The 16,092-nt window shown below is 59.5% G+C and carries 12 protein-coding genes; 9 read left to right on the plus strand and 3 right to left on the minus strand.

Annotated features, from left to right (window positions below):
* The 8 genes from pheA (at position 1) to NXS98_RS01990 (ending at position 8,692) form a co-directional block, all read left to right on the plus strand.
* Positions 1–1,062, plus strand: coding sequence for a prephenate dehydratase (gene pheA / locus NXS98_RS01955; RefSeq protein ID WP_283846783.1), 1,062 nt, complete (start codon positions 1–3; stop codon positions 1,060–1,062).
* A gap of 6 nt (positions 1,063–1,068) precedes the next feature.
* Positions 1,069–2,043, plus strand: a complete 975-nt coding sequence (locus NXS98_RS01960) for a KpsF/GutQ family sugar-phosphate isomerase (protein WP_283846784.1) — start codon at positions 1,069–1,071, stop codon at positions 2,041–2,043.
* A 68-nt stretch (positions 2,044–2,111) separates the two neighbouring features.
* On the plus strand, positions 2,112–2,819 hold the full coding sequence (locus tag NXS98_RS01965; RefSeq protein ID WP_283846785.1) for a carboxylesterase family protein: 708 nt from the start codon (positions 2,112–2,114) through the stop codon (positions 2,817–2,819).
* Positions 2,820–2,931: 112 nt separating this feature from the next.
* Entirely contained in the window at positions 2,932–4,347 is a 1,416-nt protein-coding gene (uxaC, locus tag NXS98_RS01970; protein ID WP_283846786.1) for a glucuronate isomerase, read from the plus strand.
* A gap of 222 nt (positions 4,348–4,569) precedes the next feature.
* Positions 4,570–5,709: a hypothetical protein gene (locus NXS98_RS01975; protein WP_283846787.1), complete on the plus strand. Its 1,140-nt coding sequence runs from the start codon at positions 4,570–4,572 to the stop codon at positions 5,707–5,709.
* Positions 5,706–6,197, plus strand: a complete 492-nt coding sequence (locus tag NXS98_RS01980; RefSeq protein ID WP_283846788.1) for a QcrA and Rieske domain-containing protein — start codon at positions 5,706–5,708, stop codon at positions 6,195–6,197. The genes NXS98_RS01975 and NXS98_RS01980 overlap by 4 nt, the downstream gene beginning before the upstream one ends.
* Positions 6,198–6,220: 23 nt before the next feature.
* On the plus strand, positions 6,221–7,291 hold the full coding sequence (locus NXS98_RS01985) for a cytochrome b (protein ID WP_283846789.1): 1,071 nt from the start codon (positions 6,221–6,223) through the stop codon (positions 7,289–7,291).
* A 15-nt stretch (positions 7,292–7,306) separates the two neighbouring features.
* Entirely contained in the window at positions 7,307–8,692 is a 1,386-nt protein-coding gene (locus tag NXS98_RS01990) for a cytochrome ubiquinol oxidase subunit I (protein WP_283846790.1), read from the plus strand.
* On the opposite strand, the gene NXS98_RS01995 is transcribed toward NXS98_RS01990, so the two are convergent.
* The 3 genes from NXS98_RS01995 to mutY form a co-directional block, all read right to left on the minus strand.
* Positions 8,689–11,022, minus strand: a complete 2,334-nt coding sequence (locus tag NXS98_RS01995; RefSeq protein WP_283846791.1) for a carbohydrate-binding protein — start codon at positions 11,020–11,022, stop codon at positions 8,689–8,691. The genes NXS98_RS01990 and NXS98_RS01995 overlap by 4 nt on opposite strands.
* A 122-nt stretch (positions 11,023–11,144) precedes the next feature.
* A complete protein-coding gene (locus NXS98_RS02000; protein WP_283846792.1) occupies positions 11,145–12,146 on the minus strand; it encodes a lipid A deacylase LpxR family protein in 1,002 nt (333 codons plus the stop codon).
* Positions 12,147–12,286: 140 nt separating this feature from the next.
* Positions 12,287–13,474, minus strand: coding sequence for an A/G-specific adenine glycosylase (gene mutY / locus NXS98_RS02005; RefSeq protein ID WP_283846793.1), 1,188 nt, complete (start codon positions 13,472–13,474; stop codon positions 12,287–12,289).
* 99 nt (positions 13,475–13,573) lie between these two features.
* Here mutY and NXS98_RS02010 point away from each other — a divergent pair, with 99 nt between their 5' ends.
* A complete protein-coding gene (locus NXS98_RS02010; RefSeq protein WP_283846794.1) occupies positions 13,574–16,069 on the plus strand; it encodes a glycoside hydrolase family 95 protein in 2,496 nt (831 codons plus the stop codon).
* Positions 16,070–16,092: the final 23 nt, after the last annotated feature.

The following is a 16,092-nucleotide window of genomic DNA, read 5'->3' on the forward strand; positions in this document are numbered from 1 at the left end:
ATGAGCATATTGGAACATCGCAAGGCGATTGACCGGCTGGACGAGCAAATCGTCAAGCTGCTCAACGAGCGTACCCGGCATGTGCTGGAAATCGGCAACATCAAGCTCAAGGCCGGCGAGGAAATCTATGCGCCCCATCGCGAGCGGGCGGTGCTTTCACGCATCTGCCGCCTGAACCAGGGGCCGTTGACCAATGAATCTTTGCAGGCGATTTACCGGGAAATCATGTCCAGCGCCCTGGCCCTGGAGAAGACCATGGTCATTGCCTACCTGGGACCGGAGGCCACCTTTACCCACCAGGCTGCAATCCAGCGTTTCGGCAGCAGCCTCCATTATGTTCCGCACAAAACCATCGCCGACGTTTTCCAGGAGGTCAGCAAAATGCGGGCGGATTATGGCGTGGTGCCGGTGGAAAACTCCACCGAAGGCGTGGTTACGCACACGCTGGACATGTTTGTGGAAAGCGATTTGAAAATCGTGGCGCAAATCGTCACGCCCGTGCGCCAGTGTCTCATGGGCAATGTGCGGCGTGATCACATCCGCACGCTCTTTGTCCATCCCCAGTCCCTGGCGCAGTGCCGCGAATGGATTCAGCGCGAGCTGCCCCGCGTGGAAATCATCGAAACCTCCTCGAATGCCCGTTCGGCGGAACTGGCGGCCAAAACGCCCCATGCCGCCGCCATTGCCGGAACGCTGGCGGCCGAGCGATACAAATTGCGCATACTTGAATATGACGTACAGGACAGCGCGGTGAACGTCACCCGCTTTCTGGTGCTCGGCCGCAAATGCGGGCCGCCCACCGGCAAGGACCGCACCAGCATCATGTTCAGTGTGCGGGATGAAGTGGGCGCGCTGCATCGCGCCCTGACGCCCTTCCGGCAGTACCGGATCAATATGACCAAAATCGAGTCCCGTCCCAGCAAGCGCAAGGCATGGGAATACTTTTTCTTCGTGGATTGCGACGGCCACATGCAGGACCGCAAAGTGGCGCGCGCCATCGAGCAGCTCGAATTGCATTGCTCGTTTGTCAAAATCCTTGGTTCTTATCCCAGTGTGGATTAGTGGCTTATGAAAACCCACCTGTCGCGAGCGCACCAAGTGTTTGACATTGAGATTGCCGGCTTGCGAGCGGTGCGCGCACAGCTCGATGACACCTTTGACGCGGTGGTGCAACGGCTGCTGGAAACGGTACGCCAGCGGGGCAAGGTGGTGGTGGTGGGCGTGGGCAAGTCCGGCATCATCGGGCGCAAAATTGCGGCCACTCTGGCCAGCACGGGCGTCACCAGCGTGGTGTTGGACAGCGTGGATGCCGCGCATGGGGACGTGGGCATCGTCAATGACGGAGACCTGGTGTTGATTCTCAGTTACTCCGGGGAATCGGAGGAGTTGATTCAACTATTGCCGGCAATCAAACGGTTCAATGTGCACCTGGTGGCGATTACGGGCAATCCCCGTTCCAGTGTGGGGCGGTATGCGCACCAGGTCTTGAACGTGCATGTGCCACGCGAAGCCTGCCCGTTCAATCTGGCGCCCACCACCAGCACCACGGCCATGCTGGTGTTGGGGGATGCCCTGGCGCTGGCCTTGCTGGATGCCCGGGGTCTCAAGCGCAGTGATTTTGCCCGTTACCATCCGGCCGGCGCAATTGGCCGCGCTTTGTTGCTCAAGGTCAGTGACATCATGCGCACGGGGGAGCGGCATCCGGTGGCTACGGAAAGCACAACGGTGCGCGACGGCCTGTTTTTGATGACCCGGGCCAAGGCCGGCTGCCTGACCATCATCAATCGCCACGGCAAATTGGCCGGCGTGTTCACCGATGGCGACCTGCGCCGGCACATGGCGGAAAATCCGGCGGTGTTGGAACGGCCCTTGCGCGAGGTCATGACGCCCCGGCCGGTGTGCATTCGGGAGGACGCGCTGGCGGCGGAGGCTTTGAAAATCTTCAATGAGCGGCGCATAGACGATTTGGTGGTCGTCAACGCTCACCGCAAGCCGGTGGGCCTGGTGGATTCTCAAGATTTGCCACGGATGAAACTCATGTAACCTCCCCTCAACTTATGATGAAACCCCACTCCCTCCTGATGTCCGCCTGCATGGCGGCGGTTTTAATTATGGCTCCTCGTGTTGTTCATGCTCAAAAGGCTGGTGCGCAAACCCCTCAGCGTTTTGCGGCCGTCATCTCCCGTGAAGTGCATTTGCAGTACCTCCTGTACCTGCCCAAGGAATACAAGGAGGACACCACCCAGCGCTGGCCCTTGCTCCTGTTTTTGCATGGAGCGGGCGAGCGCGGCTCCGATATTAACAAGGTCGCCGTCCACGGTCCGCCGAAACTTATCCGCCAGGGCACCAATTTCCCGTTCCTCGTGGTGTCTCCCCAATGCCCCACAGATGAGCGATGGCGTGCGGAGGATTTAATCCGGTTGTTGGATCATCTGTGCGTGCATTATGCGGTGGATACCAACCGGATTTATCTTACTGGTTTAAGCATGGGCGGCTTTGGCTCGTGGAGCCTGGCCTCGCTTTATCCGGAACGGTTCGCCGCAGTAGCGCCCATTTGTGGAGGCGGGGAGGTCATTGATGTCTTGCTGGCTCCCGCCAAACGCCGCGAAGCTTTCAAGACGCTGGGCATCTGGGCTTTTCACGGCGCCAAAGACCCGGTGGTGCCGTTGTCGGAATCTGAACGCATGGTGGGGGCCTTCAAACGCGCCGGCTGCCAGGAGGTGGAATTGACCGTCTATCCGGAAGCCCAGCACGACTCGTGGACGGAAACATACGCCAATCCCAAACTTTACGAGTGGTTTCTGAAGCATAGCCGCTGAGGGTTGGCGTGGGCGTTGCCTTGCTGGCGGGAAAGATTTCCAACGGCCGCAGGGCGTTCGCTGGCGGAGGGGCGGCATAATGTCCTATCACCGTTCGCAAAGGGATTAAACCATGTCATTCATCACGGACCATTTCCTGTTGCAAACCAAAACGGCCCGGCGTTTGTACCACGAATTTGCCGCGCCGCAGCCCATTCTGGATTATCACTGCCATTTGCCGCCCAAAGACGTGGCCGAAAACCGGCAATTCCAGAATCTTTTTGAAATCTGGCTCGAAGGCGACCATTACAAGTGGCGGGCCATGCGCTCCAATGGTGTGCCTGAGCGTTACATCACCGGCGATGCCCCGCCCTACGAAAAATTCCTGGCCTGGGCCAAAACCGTCCCGCATACCCTGCGCAATCCATTGTATCATTGGACGCACCTGGAGCTGCAACGTTACTTCGGCATCCGTGAGTTGTTGAATGCGGACACTGCACCCAAAATCTGGAAGCGTGCCAATGAACAACTTGCCCGCGCGGAGTTTTCGGCCCAGGGCATTCTGAAAAAATTCAAAGTCGTCGCTGTTTGCACCACCGATGACCCGGCTGACGACTTGTGCCATCATCAGGCGCTGGCCCGCTCCAGTCTGCCTTGCAAGGTGTATCCCACCTTCCGCCCGGACAAGGCGCTCATGGTACACCGGCCGGATATCTTAAGGCCTTGGCTGGCCCAGTTGGAAAAAGTGAGCGATACCGAAATCCGCAATCTCGATGGGCTGCTCACCGCCTTGAAAAAACGGCATGACTTTTTCCATGCCCTGGGCGGACGCCTTTCGGACCACGGTCTCGAACGATGCTACGATGCCTTCATTCCTGAGCGCCGGGCGGCCGCGATTTTTGCCAAAGCTCGCGCCGGCCGCGCCGTGAGTCTGGAGGAGCAGTTTGAGTTTGCCAGCTTTATGATGCTGCAATTTGGCTATTGGGACGCCGAAAAAGGGTGGACCAAGCAGTTGCACATTGGCGCCCAGCGCAACAACAATACCCGCCTTTTCCGGCAATTGGGTCCGGATACCGGCTTTGACTCGATTGGCGACTGGCCGCAGGCGCGTGCGCTGGCCAACTATTTGGACCGGTTGGACCAGGATAATCGTTTGCCGCGGATGGTCCTGTATAACTTAAACCCCGCGGCCAACTATGTTTTCGGCACCATGATCGGCAATTTCCAGGACGGCAGCGTGCCCGGCAAAATCCAGTGGGGCAGCGGCTGGTGGTTCCTGGACCAGAAGGAAGGCATGGAATGGCAGCTTAATGCGCTCTCCAACCTCGGGTTGCTCTCGCGATTTATCGGCATGTTGACCGACTCCCGCTCCTTCATGAGCTACCCCCGGCACGAGTATTTCCGGCGCACCCTCTGCAATTTGCTGGGGCGGGATGTGGAAAATGGCGAGCTTCCGGAGGACGACGCCCTGCTGGGGCCGCTGGTGGAAAACATTTGTTACCGCAACGCTTTGGAGTACCTGCGGCTGCCGGGGGTGGGAGCGGAATAAGCGAGCGTCTGACCCTCCGTGCCTGGACAGGCGGAGGGCTTTGCGCTCTTCAATTATGATAATGATTAAAATAAATAATACTAATTTACAAAAATATTTTTGCGTTTGCTAAACTGTAATTATATTTGGCCCGACGTCATGATAATGACTAATCATCCAATGCGCCTAATCAGTTGGCCTGAACCCAGGGCCTGCGCGGCTGCCCCTCGAATGCTTTGATTTATGAACAACGTCATTCCAGCCATGGACCCCATTCCGTTGCCGGCGCCGGTATGGCTGTTCAAATTGCTCCACATTCTGACGCTGGCGCTGCACTTTGTCACCGTGGAGATGCTGCTGGGCGGTCTCCTGGTGGCGGCCTGGCTTAATTTTCTGGGCACTCGCGGCGGGCCGCTGGCCGGGGCACGCCTGACGGCCGGGGCTGCGCTGGCCAAACGGCTGCCCATCGTCATGACCTATGTCATCAACCTGGGTGTGCCGCCCCTGCTGTTTGCGCAGGTGTTGTACGGGCGGGCCTTGTACACAAGCAGCGTGTTGATTGGCGCCTGGTGGATTGCGGTCATCTTCCTGCTCATGGGCAGCTACTGGCTGTTGTATCGCTTTGCCGGTCGGGCGCAGGCCGGGCAGGCCGGTTGGATGGGCGCGCTGCTGGCGTGGCTGATGGCGGGCATGATTGCCAAGATTTACTCCACCAACATGACCTTGATGTTGCGGCCGGATGTCTGGACTTCCATGTATTCCGCCAGCGCGCATGGCACCTTGTTGCCGCCGCATGACCCCACTTTGCTGCCGCGCTGGCTCTACATGCTGACCGGGGGGCTGGCGGTGGCGGGGTTGTGGATGATTTGGCTGGCGGCCAATCGCAACATTGCCGAGGAGGCGCGGCATTACCTGGCCTCTCGGGGAGGAGCCTTGGGAGCGGTGGGCGCGGTGGCTTTAGTGCTGTTAGGGCTGTGGGTCTTTCGGGTGCAACCGGAAGCGGTTCGACAGGGGATGAGCACTTCCAGTTTGATGCAGGGGGGCCAATGGATGTGGGTTGCAGGATTATTTCTGGCATTGGCGGCGGGGGTCTGGAGCTGGTTGGGGCGCCCCATGTCCCGTTGGGCGGGCACCGTGGCAGCAGTGGGCGGCGTGGTTTGCGTGGGGGGAATGACCTTGGTGCGGGACGGGATTCGCGATTTCAGCCTCGCGGCCAAAGGGTTTGCCATTCAGGGGGTGGATTTGTGGCAGCGGGCCACGCACATCAACTGGGGGGTGTTAATTCTGTTCTTTGTGACATTTATCATCGGGCTGGCGCTCCTGGGCTGGCTGATTTCCGTGGTGTTGCGTGCCAAACCCGTAACTGAAAAGGTGAATGTATGAGCTCGACCACGAAAGCTTCCAACGTTTCGGCTGAGGGCACGGGGGGCGAGGCGGTGGACCGCCGCGTGTTTGTCGGGGCCGCCATGGGCGCAGTTGGCGTCTGCTATCTGGCGGCCATTGGGTATCCCGTGTACCGCTACCTGGCCTCGCCGGTGGAACGGGCCGAGGCCCAGGCGGCGGTGACCGAGGTGACCCTGCCGGAAGCGCACAAGCTGCCGCGCAAAAGTGCGTTGATGTTCAAGTTTGGGCCATTCACCGCGCTGTTGATTCACCATGAGGACGGAACGTGGAGCGCCTTCAACGCCAAGTGCACGCACCTGGGATGCACGGTGAAATATGAGCCGCACAACAACCGCATTTTCTGCGAGTGCCACGGCGGCATCTACGATGCCCGAAGCGGGGCCAACACCGGCGGGCCGCCGCCGCGGCCGCTGCAGGTTTACCAAGTGAAGGTTTCTGAAACCGGGGTGGTGGTCTCCAAGAGCTGAGGAGGTGGCGCATGAAATCCCGCATGGCATCACTTTACGGATGGCTGGATGAACGGCTGGGGCTGGAAGAACTGCTGGAGTTTGCCCGCCACAAGACGGTACCCGTGCACAAGCACACCTTCTGGTATTACTGGGGGGGCATCTCGTTGTTCTTCTTCATTGTCCAACTGTTCACCGGGGTTTTGCTGCTGGTGTATTACCGGCCGGGGCCGGAGGCGTATGATTCGGTGCGGCAGATTACGTACGACATCAACTTCGGCTGGCTGATTCGCAGCACGCATTCCTGGGCGGCCAATCTGATGCTGGTGGCCATCTTTGTGCACATGTTCAGCGTGTTCTTCATGAAAGCCTACCGCAAACCGCGCGAGTTTGGCTGGTGGAGCGGCCTGGTGTTGTTGTTGATGACCATGTTGTTTGGTTTCAGCGGCTACCTGTTGCCGATGGATGAGCTGGCTTATTTTGCCACCAAGATCGGGCTGGAAATGCCGGAAAAAATTCCTTGGATCGGCCCTAAAATTGCCAGCCTGCTGCGGGGCGGTCTGGAGGTCAACGAATTCACCGTGCAGCGCTTCTTTGCCTTGCATGTGGTGATTCTGCCGCTGGCGTTTCTGCCCTTGTTGGGATTCCACTTGTGGCTGGTGCAGAAGCACGGCAACGCCGTGCCGCCCTCGGAGGAGGCCAAGCCGGTGGAGCAACGGCGGACGATGCCCTTTTTCCCCAACTTCCTGGCGAAGGACCTGGCCATGTGGCTGATTGCGTTAAATGTGCTGGCCGTGCTGGCGGCGTTGTTTCCCTGGCAGTTGGGCGAGCAGGCCGACCCCACCAAGGCCCCCCCGCCCGGCATTCACCCGGAATGGTATTTCATGAGCATGTTTTACGTGCTGGAGCTTTTCCAGGGGACGTGGGGACTGGCGGTGAGCATGGGCATCTTCACGCTGGGGCTGGTGCTCTGGACCTTAATACCCTTTTATGACCCCGACAGTCGCAATGGCAAACGCGCCCGGCAGGCCACGTGGTTTGGCTTGGTGGTGGTGTTGATTCTGACCGCCACCACCATTCTCGGCTATTGGGGGGTGTACGGCAAAGGCCATTAACACACGGAACGCACTATGAACTATCCATTTTGGGACGTGCCGCATATTGGCAGTGGGTGGGTGATTGGCATCATTGCCATCTTCCACGTCATGATTTCACACTTCGCCGTGGGGGGCGGTTTTTATCTGGTGCTCGCCGAGCGCAAAGCGTTGCGGGAAAACCGGCAGGATTGGTTGGAGATACTCCGAGGCCATTCCAAGTTCTTTCTGATTCTCACGGGGGTGTTTGGGGCCGCCTCGGGGGTGGGCATCTGGTTTGCCATTGGGCTGGCGCATCCGGAGGCCACCAGCACGTTGATTCACAATTTCGTCTTCGGCTGGGCCATTGAATGGGTGTTCTTCATCGTCGAGCTGACCACGGCGGCGGTTTATTACTATACCTATGGCCGGGTTTCCAACGAGCTTCACCTCAAGGTGGGCTGGCTTTATGCCGCCGCTTCCCTCCTGACGCTGGTCATCATTAACGGCATTCTGACCTTCATGTTGACGCCGGGGCAAGCCTGGTTGAATCATGCTTTGAGTGGCCGGGAGGCGGATTTCTTCTGGCAGGCCTTTTTCAATCCCACCTACTGGCCCAGTCTGGTGTTGCGCACACTGGTCTGTGTTTCCCTGGCCGGCATTTGGGCACTGGTGACCTGCAGCCGGCTGGACGGCGAGACCCACGGCAACCTGAAAACCGAGCTGGTGCGGTGGAGTTCCAAGTGGTTGATTCCCTCGTTTTTCCTGATGCCATTCGTCATGGTTTGGTACTTGTTGTCCGTGCCGGAGACGCAGCGCGAGCTGCTCAAGCTGGGCATTTCCACCATCGGCTCCGGCGCCTTCACGCAGGTGACGCGCGTGGGTCTGGTCATCATCATGGCCTCGGCCACCATTGTGCTGGTGGTGTACTTTCTGGCCTGGCGTTCGCCGAAGGATTTCACCTTTTCCCATGCGGTATCGGTGTTGCTACTCGGGTTGGTAGCCACGGGGGCGGGCGAATACACCCGGGAAACCTTGCGCAAGCCTTATGTGGTGGGGCAGCACATGTACTCGAATGGCGTGCGGGTGAAGTGGGTGGAAAAATACAACAAAGAGGGTTACCTGAAACACAGCCCCTGGGTGCGGCAGGACCCGTCTTTACCGCCGGCAATGGCGGTGGGCGAGGCCATGTTCCGCGGCCAATGCATGAGCTGCCATACCCGTGACGCCTATCGCTCCATGGAGCGGCTGCTGGCGGGGCGCAATCGGGAATCCATTGGCAACGTGCTTAAAATCCTCCACGAAAACGGCGAGCCTTACCGGCGTTACATGCCGCCGCTGGTGGGCACGGCGGAGGAAATCAAGGCGTTGGGGGATTACCTGGCCGCGATGGTGGCCCCCAAGACCAATGCTGCTCCTGCGGCATTAGCCGCCCGGCCTTAGTTGCGGGCCTGCCACAACTTCAGGCGCAGCGGGCCTTTGCCGGGTTTTTCAAAGGGGCCGGGCGTGGGCTGTGCGGTGCTGCGTTTTTTGCCGAAGTAATCCTGGTCAATCCTCAGGGCAGACCCATCCGGATTCACGTAAGGTTCGTTGGGGACTTTGGCGCGTCCCAGCAAGTCCGAAGTTACCAGGCCGGCGCCGCCGTGAGCCAGGCCGGGGCCGGGGTCAAAGTGCAAGTAGAAGCGGCCGTCCTGTTCCTCCAGTTTCAGGCGCGGATTGAGTTGGGTGAACACCAGGGGGAATTTTTCCGCCTGCGCTGGTTCCGCGCCGAAATAATACACGTTGCCTGCGGCAAAGGTGGGAAAGTCGCGGCCGTCATATCCCCACAGGCCATGACTGGCAATCCAGCGGATTTCCTTGAGGTTGCCCCGGCGTTCGGGCGGGGTGGTGTGGCCCGGCCCAACAAAGATATTATTGTAGAAACGATTGTCGCCGCCGGTGGTTTTGGCCAGGCCAGCCACGGCGGTTTCGTGATTGTGATGGTAGGGAGTGTCGCGGGTGGGTTCGGGGCGGTTGCTGAGGTGGCCGCCAAAAAGATTGTGCACATACGCGCCGCCTTCGGACATGTCCAGCAGGTTGCGATTGGACAGGAAAATGTTGTTATCCACTAAAAACGGCCCGTGATTGACCTCCATAAACAAATCCTCCCAGGCGTTGTCGTGAAACAAGTTTTGCGTGACGCGAGTCCCCTGCGCCATCCAGTCCAGCCAGAGGCCGCGGCAGGTGCGGTAGATATGGTTGCGGCGGATGATGGTATCAATAGCCCCATGAAATTTGATGCCAGCCATTTCCGCGCCGGTGAACAGCTCGCGCACATGGATGTCATGGATGACATTATCGGTGACGGTACAAAAGGCCGCGCCGAGGCTGCCCACGATGCCGGCCTGTTCGCAGTGGGAAATACGATTGTTGCGGACAATATGGTGGCCAATGTTGTCGCGCGTCCAGGCAATGGGGTGTGCGTGGGCGCGTTTGATGGTTTCAACATAGCCCTCCGCGGTATCGGCCGAGGTGTTGTCGAATCGGTCTCCATGTTTGCCAAGGGCGATGCCTGAGCAAATGGAATGGCTGATGACGTTATTTTCAATGACCCAGCCTTTGCTCCAGTGGGTGCCAATCAATCCCACCTGTTCGGCGGTGGGTGGCGCCCAAGGGGTGGCGGCATGGCGCAGGATGAACCCGCGTACGGTGATATAATTACGCCCCGGCTGGTCAGGATAAAACACGGTGCGCCGCACATTGATTTCCACCAGTTGCTCGTTGGGATTGACCCGCGGGAATTGGGCATAAATGATGGTTTGGGCATCGTCCACCTCGGCAAACCACAAGGGCGCCGACAAGGCGGCTGGGGGCTGGCCTTTGAACACCAGGTACAAGGTTTGCCGGCCACGCAAGGGAACGAGGCGGGCCGTAAAAGTATCCCATTGCTGCCAGTCACCCGTATGCGGAATCACACACCGGCCTACCAGCGGCCCGTCCGGGCGGTCGAGATGAAACTCAATCACCCCGCCTTGAGAAGCGGAGGCGCCGCGCACTTCGATGGTTTCAGATTGGCTGCCGAAATCCACCTGGTCAAAGCGCAGCCAATGGCCGTGTTCAATGAATCCCACACAATCGCCGCCTTCGGTGCAAGGGGCGTTTTGGGTGCCTTTTTTGGCACTGAAACTGGTGGCGGGGATGCGGTGGCCAGGGCCTTGCGCGCCCACCGTTCTAAACCATGCGACATTGAGGAGGTAGCCCTGGCGCGCGCGAGACAACCAGGCGGGCGTTTCACCGGGCGGCAGGAAAAGGTCGTCCAGTTTGGCGGCTTCAATCAGCCAATCGCCGTTGAGATAGACGGCGCCGGTGTGATGGACCCGGCCCCTGGGATTAAACCAATCGCCGCGAATCACATCGCGGTAGGGATTGAAGGGGCCAAAAAAAGAGTTGGGAAGAGTGGCTTTCCAAACATCGTTGGAGACACGCACCCAGTTTTTAATCACCTCCGAGCCTTTGATTTCCACGCGCTCGCCCTGGGCGGCCTGAAACGTGATGCGTTGCCGGTCGGAGGTGCCTCCGCGCGGCGGGTTGATGCGCTCGCGGTAGGTGCCGGCATGTACGGTGATGGTGTCGCCGGGCAGGGCGGCCTCGGCGGCCCGCTGAATCGAACGGAAGGGTTTGGCGCGGGTGCCGGGCCAGGTGTCGTTGCCGGAGAGGGCGACGTGATATTCAGCCGCGCAAAGAGTGTAAATGCTGAGCGAGAGAACCCATAGGGCAGTGAGCGCTGTTTTCATCTGGTAACGGGGTTGGCGTAACCTGAAATGCCGTTCAGGTCAAGCCAGCAGATGAAGACCAGGCGTGCACGGCACTCTGGGTGCCCGCGGAGCCGGGAATTTACAGGATTTATTGGGTGTGATTAGAAGGTGTAACTCAACGTCAGCGCGCCAAATTCAGAATAATTCTGTTGAGCTTTGAATTCTTTCCCCCAAAAGACGTAGGTAAAGGCCGCCTGAAATCGCCGCCAGTACACAGCCATGCCGACTTCGGCGGCTGGCACAAACCATTCCTTGTCCACGCTACGGCTATCGCGCCAGGTGTTGCCATCGAGGGTGATGTCACGGGCGACAAGATTCACGTTGCCGCCTCCAAACCAATAAATGCCCCATTGGGGACCTCCGGTTTCACGTGGTGAGCGGGGTGGCGGCAGGTGCACCATGCCGCGCATGAGGGTGGTGCCGAAATCATCGGGAATACGATAGCCCACCCGCAACTGAGCGCCCGCCTGGCCCTGGATGAGCACATTGCCCAGCATGGCATTGGCCACGGGGAGGGCTTCAAGGCTGACCCCGCCCGCCTCGCCCAGCAGCCGGTATTTGCGGCGGTGTTCATAGACGAGGTTGAAAATGGGCTCGTTGCGGAGTTGATATTGCCAGCCTTGGGGACGGCTGCTGTCCACGAGGTCATGCACAAATTGTTGGGTGTCCTCCGCCAGAGACCACGGTCCAATGACGCCCGTAATGAATTTCAGGCCGTGGTAAAGATGGTCCCGCTCGACATGCAACGATAATCCCGCAAACAAGAGGCCTGCATATGGGCGGTCGTTGGGGTCGGGGACGGGCAGGGAGGTATCCGAAGGTGTCACCATGATTTGGCCCAGCTCATAACTGACCGTGCGGCGGCCTTTACCCCAGGGCAGACGGTCCATCACCGGGTCCAGCCAACTGCGCCCCGTATGAGCGAGAGAGAGGGAGATACCATCAGTGTAAAACCGGTCTGACCCGGCAAAAGTGTCGTTCTCCCAACGTAAGGAAAACGTCCATCGCCGTGGGGTTTCCTGAGGAACCACGGCTGCATGTCCGTGCAGTATTGCCGTGCAGAAAATTACCACCCAGCATGCCGCTATTTGGTGTGCCTTCATATCCACACTGTCCTTGGACGGGCGCCTGTGATTAGGCTGTGCCAAATCTTAATCATTCTAATAACAACTGAGTCTGTAATATACCGGAGGTCACAAACAGCCGGCAATGTTGAATGCCGTATTTGAACAAGGTGGGGACTTCAAGCCGAATGTGCTTCCGCCTCCTGAACGCGAGGCAAACCATGGGCGATGCGCCGGTGAACCGCCGGCATGGGCAAACGGGCCAGTTCAGTGTGAGTGACCCAGCAGGCGCGGGTGTCTTTGGGCGTTTGTCGCGCAGCTTGGGCCTGCCAGACACACACTTCGTAGCGATGTTTGGTGATGGTATGCCGCAGGATGGTTTTCGCGCGAAAATGTTTCGCCGTGACCCCCAGCTCCTGTCGCAGCCAGGCGGCGAGTCTTCTGCGGTGAATGTGGTGCAGTTTTGCTTTGTTAGTCTGGTTCAGCGGGGTTATTTCCCAGTTGGGGAATTCCCACAGGTTGCCATTGACGCCGTCCGCCGGGCGTTGCCGAACGAGCACCCAATCCCCGGCTTCCACCACTGCGGCCAAGGTTAGCTGTTTCACCGGCGGGGGCCGCTGCTCCCGGAGCGGCAGTTTATGGGTTTGTTGAGTAGCGAAGGCATAGCAGACCCGGCGGAGGGGGCATAGTTCACAGTGCGGTTGGCGGGGGGTGCAAAGGACGGCCCCTAATTCCATCAACGCTTGATTGAGAGCAGAGCAGGCGCGGGGAAATCTGGCTGGCTGTTGCTTTTCAAGGGCCGCAGCGCGGCGCACCCACTGCTCAGAAAGAGTCCATAAGAGTTTTTGGGCTTCGGCCGTCTTCGGCTGGCGGTTAATGCCGTGGAACCGGCACAAGACACGCTGAACGTTGCCATCGAGGATGGGCGCGGGCTGGTTGAATGCCATGCTCAAAATGGCGCCCGCGGTGTAACGCCCTATGCCGGGCAAGGCCAACAAATCATCCGGGTTATCTGGAATGCGCCCGCCGTAATTTTCGAGAAGGTGCCGGGCGGCAGCCTGTAGATGGCGGGCGCGGCGGTAATAGCCCAGTCCTTCCCATAATTTTAGCACTTTCTCTGCAGGGGCTTTGGCCAGGGCATACACGGTGGGAAGTGCCTGCATCCAACGTTCCCAGTACGGGATGACGGTGGCCACTTGCGTTTGCTGGAGCATGACTTCGGAAATCCAAATCGCATAAGGGTCGGTGGTGCGCCGCCAGGGAAGGGGACGCGCCTTGTCCGCGAACCATTCCAAGAGCGCTTGGACCCAGCGGAGGTAAGGCCCCTTCCTGCGGGAGGCAGAAACGTCGCTCGGTTTTTGTCGCATCGGGGGAAACAGTAGCCGGTTTCCTCATTCTCGCAGCATGAATTATGGGGGGTGGGGATTGTGGCTTGTCGGGGCATAAACGGGGCTTAGAGTAGGGGCATGCGACACACAGTTGTTTTCCAACTCGGCTTGGCAGGCATTATTCTTTTTCAATGGATGGCATGGCCGGCACGAAGTGCGGAAGAAGACACGGTTTTATGGTACCGCCAGCCGGCGTCCAAGTGGACAAGGGCGTTGCCGGTGGGCAATGGCCGGCTGGGGGCCATGGTGTTTGGCGGAGTGTGGCGGGAGCGCTTGCAATTTAACGAGATTAGCTTGTGGTCGGGAAGTCAGGAGGATCCCAACAACCCTGAGGCGTTGAAGGCTTTGCCGGAAATCCGCCGCTTATTGGTGGAGGGCAAGCAACGTGAGGCCGACCAATTGGGCGTACGGAAACTGATATGTGCCGGCAAAGGTTCCGGGCATGGTAACGGGGCGCGGGTGCCTTATGGCTCATATCAGACCTTTGGCGACGTATGGATTGAATTCAGCGGGGACACCAATCAGGCGCCTTCCACGTACCGGCGGCAACTGGATTTGGATACCGGATTGGCGCGCACGGTTTATCAGTTGGGCCATGTCACCTTTACCCGCGAAGTGTTGGCCAGCCATCCGGATCAGGTCATCGCCGTATTGCTGGGCGCCGACCAGCAATACCAGTTGTCCTTTGCCGTGAGGTTGCGGCGGCCGGAGATGGCCGTGACGCGTGTTTCCGGCCCCAATGAATTGTTGATGAGCGGCCAGATGTTTGATGGTACGGCAACCAATGGGATGAAGTTTGCTGCGCGTCTGCGAGTTTTGAACTCGGGAGGGCGGGTGACGTCCGAGGGCGAAGAGGTGCGGGTGGAAGGGGCGACCGAGGTGGTGCTGCTGCTGGCGGCAGCGACGGATTATCAGATGGTGTATGGCAACTTTCGCGGGCCGGACCCGGTAAAAACCACTGAGCAGCAAATCGCGGCTGCGGCCCGAAAATCTTACGCTGAATTACGTGCGGCACATATTCAGGATCACCAATCTTTGTTTCGGCGGGTGAGCCTGGACCTGGGGCGCAGGGAGGCAGCGAAGCTGCCCACCGATGAACGGCTGGCGGCGTTCAGCAAGGGAGGCGAGGACCCGGGGCTGGCGGCGCTGTATTTTCAATACGGGCGTTATTTGCTCATCAGCAGCTCACGGCCGGGGTCGTTGCCAGCAAATCTGCAAGGGTTGTGGGCGGATACCATCCAAACGCCGTGGAATGGTGATTATCACGCCAACATCAATGTCCAAATGAATTACTGGCCGGCGCTGGTGGGCAACCTGGCGGAATGCAATCTACCGTTGCTGGATTTTATCCGCTTCATCAGTGTGCCGGGCTCCAAGACGGCGCGCGTGCACTATGGCGCGGCAGGCTGGACGGTGCACACCATCGCCAATCCCTGGGGGTTTACCGCCCCGGGCGAGCATCCGGGCTGGGGATTGTTTCCGGCGGGGGGCGCGTGGCTGGCCACGCATGTTTGGGAGCATTTTGCCTTCACCGGCGACCGCGCCCAATTGATGCGCGACTGGCCGGCGCTGCGGGCGGCGGCGGAATTCTCCCTGGACTGGCTGGTGCCGGATGCCGCCACGGGCAAGTTGGTCAGCGGCCCGGCCAACTCTCCGGAAAATGTGTTCATCACGCCCGATGGGCAGCGCGGCTCCTTAAGCATGGGGCCGGCCATGGAGCAGCAGATTATTTGGGAAAATTTCCGCAATGCCGTGGCTGCGGCGCGGGTGCTGGGTATCAATGACCAGTTTCCGCGCCGGGTGGCGGAGGCCCAGGCCAGGTTGCTGGGACCGCAAATCGGCAGTGACGGGCGGTTGCTGGAGTGGGCCAGGGAATATCGCGAAGCGGAACCGCAGCACCGGCATGTTTCGCATTTGTTTGCCTTGCATCCTGGCTCCCAAATCACAGCCGCCACCCCTGAATGGTTGGAGGCGGCGCGCAAATCCTTGGAAGGGCGGGGGGACGGCGGAACCGGGTGGAGCATGGCGTGGAAAATTAATTTCTGGGCGCGATTGCATGACGGCGAGCGGGCGCACAAGCTGTTGCGCAACCTGTTGCGAGTGGTGGATTATGAGGGCGTGAAGATGAGTGGAGGGGGCGGGGTTTATGTGAACTTATTTTGCGCGCATCCCCCGTTTCAAATTGATGGCAATTTGGGCGGCAGCGCGGGCGTAGCGGAAATGTTGCTGCAGAGCCATGTGATGGCGGCTGGCATTACTGGGGTGCAGCAAATGCCGGTGTATGAGCTGCACCTGCTTCCTGCCCTGCCCAAGGCTTGGGCGGCGGGTGAAGTACGTGGTTTGCGAGCGCGTGGCGGATTTGAGGTCACGCGCCTGACCTGGCGCGAGGGGAAATGGGAACGAGCCGAAATTCGCAGTCTGTTGGGGAACCCGTGTGTGCTGCGGCTGACGTCAGCCCCGCAAGTGACCACCAAGGATGGGCGCACTTTGCGTGCGGTGCGCGTGGGCGCGGTGTGGAATTTTCCCACCCGAGCGGGAGAGGTGTACACGATTACTCCTGCGCCCCAAGGATAGGCCGCTGGCTGCGCCCGGGGGCG

Origin of the sequence: Fontisphaera persica (genome assembly GCF_024832785.1) — a bacterium.
GTDB lineage: Bacteria > Verrucomicrobiota > Verrucomicrobiia > Limisphaerales > Fontisphaeraceae > Fontisphaera > Fontisphaera persica.

Coding starts and splice junctions, on each gene's coding strand:
- NXS98_RS01965 (WP_283846785.1), top strand. CDS start 2,112: ATGGCTCCTCGTGTTGTTCATGCTCAAAAGGCTGGTGCGCAAACCCCT.
- mutY (WP_283846793.1), bottom strand. CDS start 13,474: ATGCGACAAAAACCGAGCGACGTTTCTGCCTCCCGCAGGAAGGGGCCT.
- pheA (WP_283846783.1), top strand. CDS start 1: ATGAGCATATTGGAACATCGCAAGGCGATTGACCGGCTGGACGAGCAA.
- NXS98_RS01985 (WP_283846789.1), top strand. CDS start 6,221: ATGGCATCACTTTACGGATGGCTGGATGAACGGCTGGGGCTGGAAGAA.
- NXS98_RS02000 (WP_283846792.1), bottom strand. CDS start 12,146: ATGAAGGCACACCAAATAGCGGCATGCTGGGTGGTAATTTTCTGCACG.
- NXS98_RS01960 (WP_283846784.1), top strand. CDS start 1,069: ATGAAAACCCACCTGTCGCGAGCGCACCAAGTGTTTGACATTGAGATT.
- NXS98_RS01995 (WP_283846791.1), bottom strand. CDS start 11,022: ATGAAAACAGCGCTCACTGCCCTATGGGTTCTCTCGCTCAGCATTTAC.
- uxaC (WP_283846786.1), top strand. CDS start 2,932: ATGTCATTCATCACGGACCATTTCCTGTTGCAAACCAAAACGGCCCGG.
- NXS98_RS01975 (WP_283846787.1), top strand. CDS start 4,570: ATGAACAACGTCATTCCAGCCATGGACCCCATTCCGTTGCCGGCGCCG.
- NXS98_RS01980 (WP_283846788.1), top strand. CDS start 5,706: ATGAGCTCGACCACGAAAGCTTCCAACGTTTCGGCTGAGGGCACGGGG.
- NXS98_RS02010 (WP_283846794.1), top strand. CDS start 13,574: ATGCGACACACAGTTGTTTTCCAACTCGGCTTGGCAGGCATTATTCTT.
- NXS98_RS01990 (WP_283846790.1), top strand. CDS start 7,307: ATGAACTATCCATTTTGGGACGTGCCGCATATTGGCAGTGGGTGGGTG.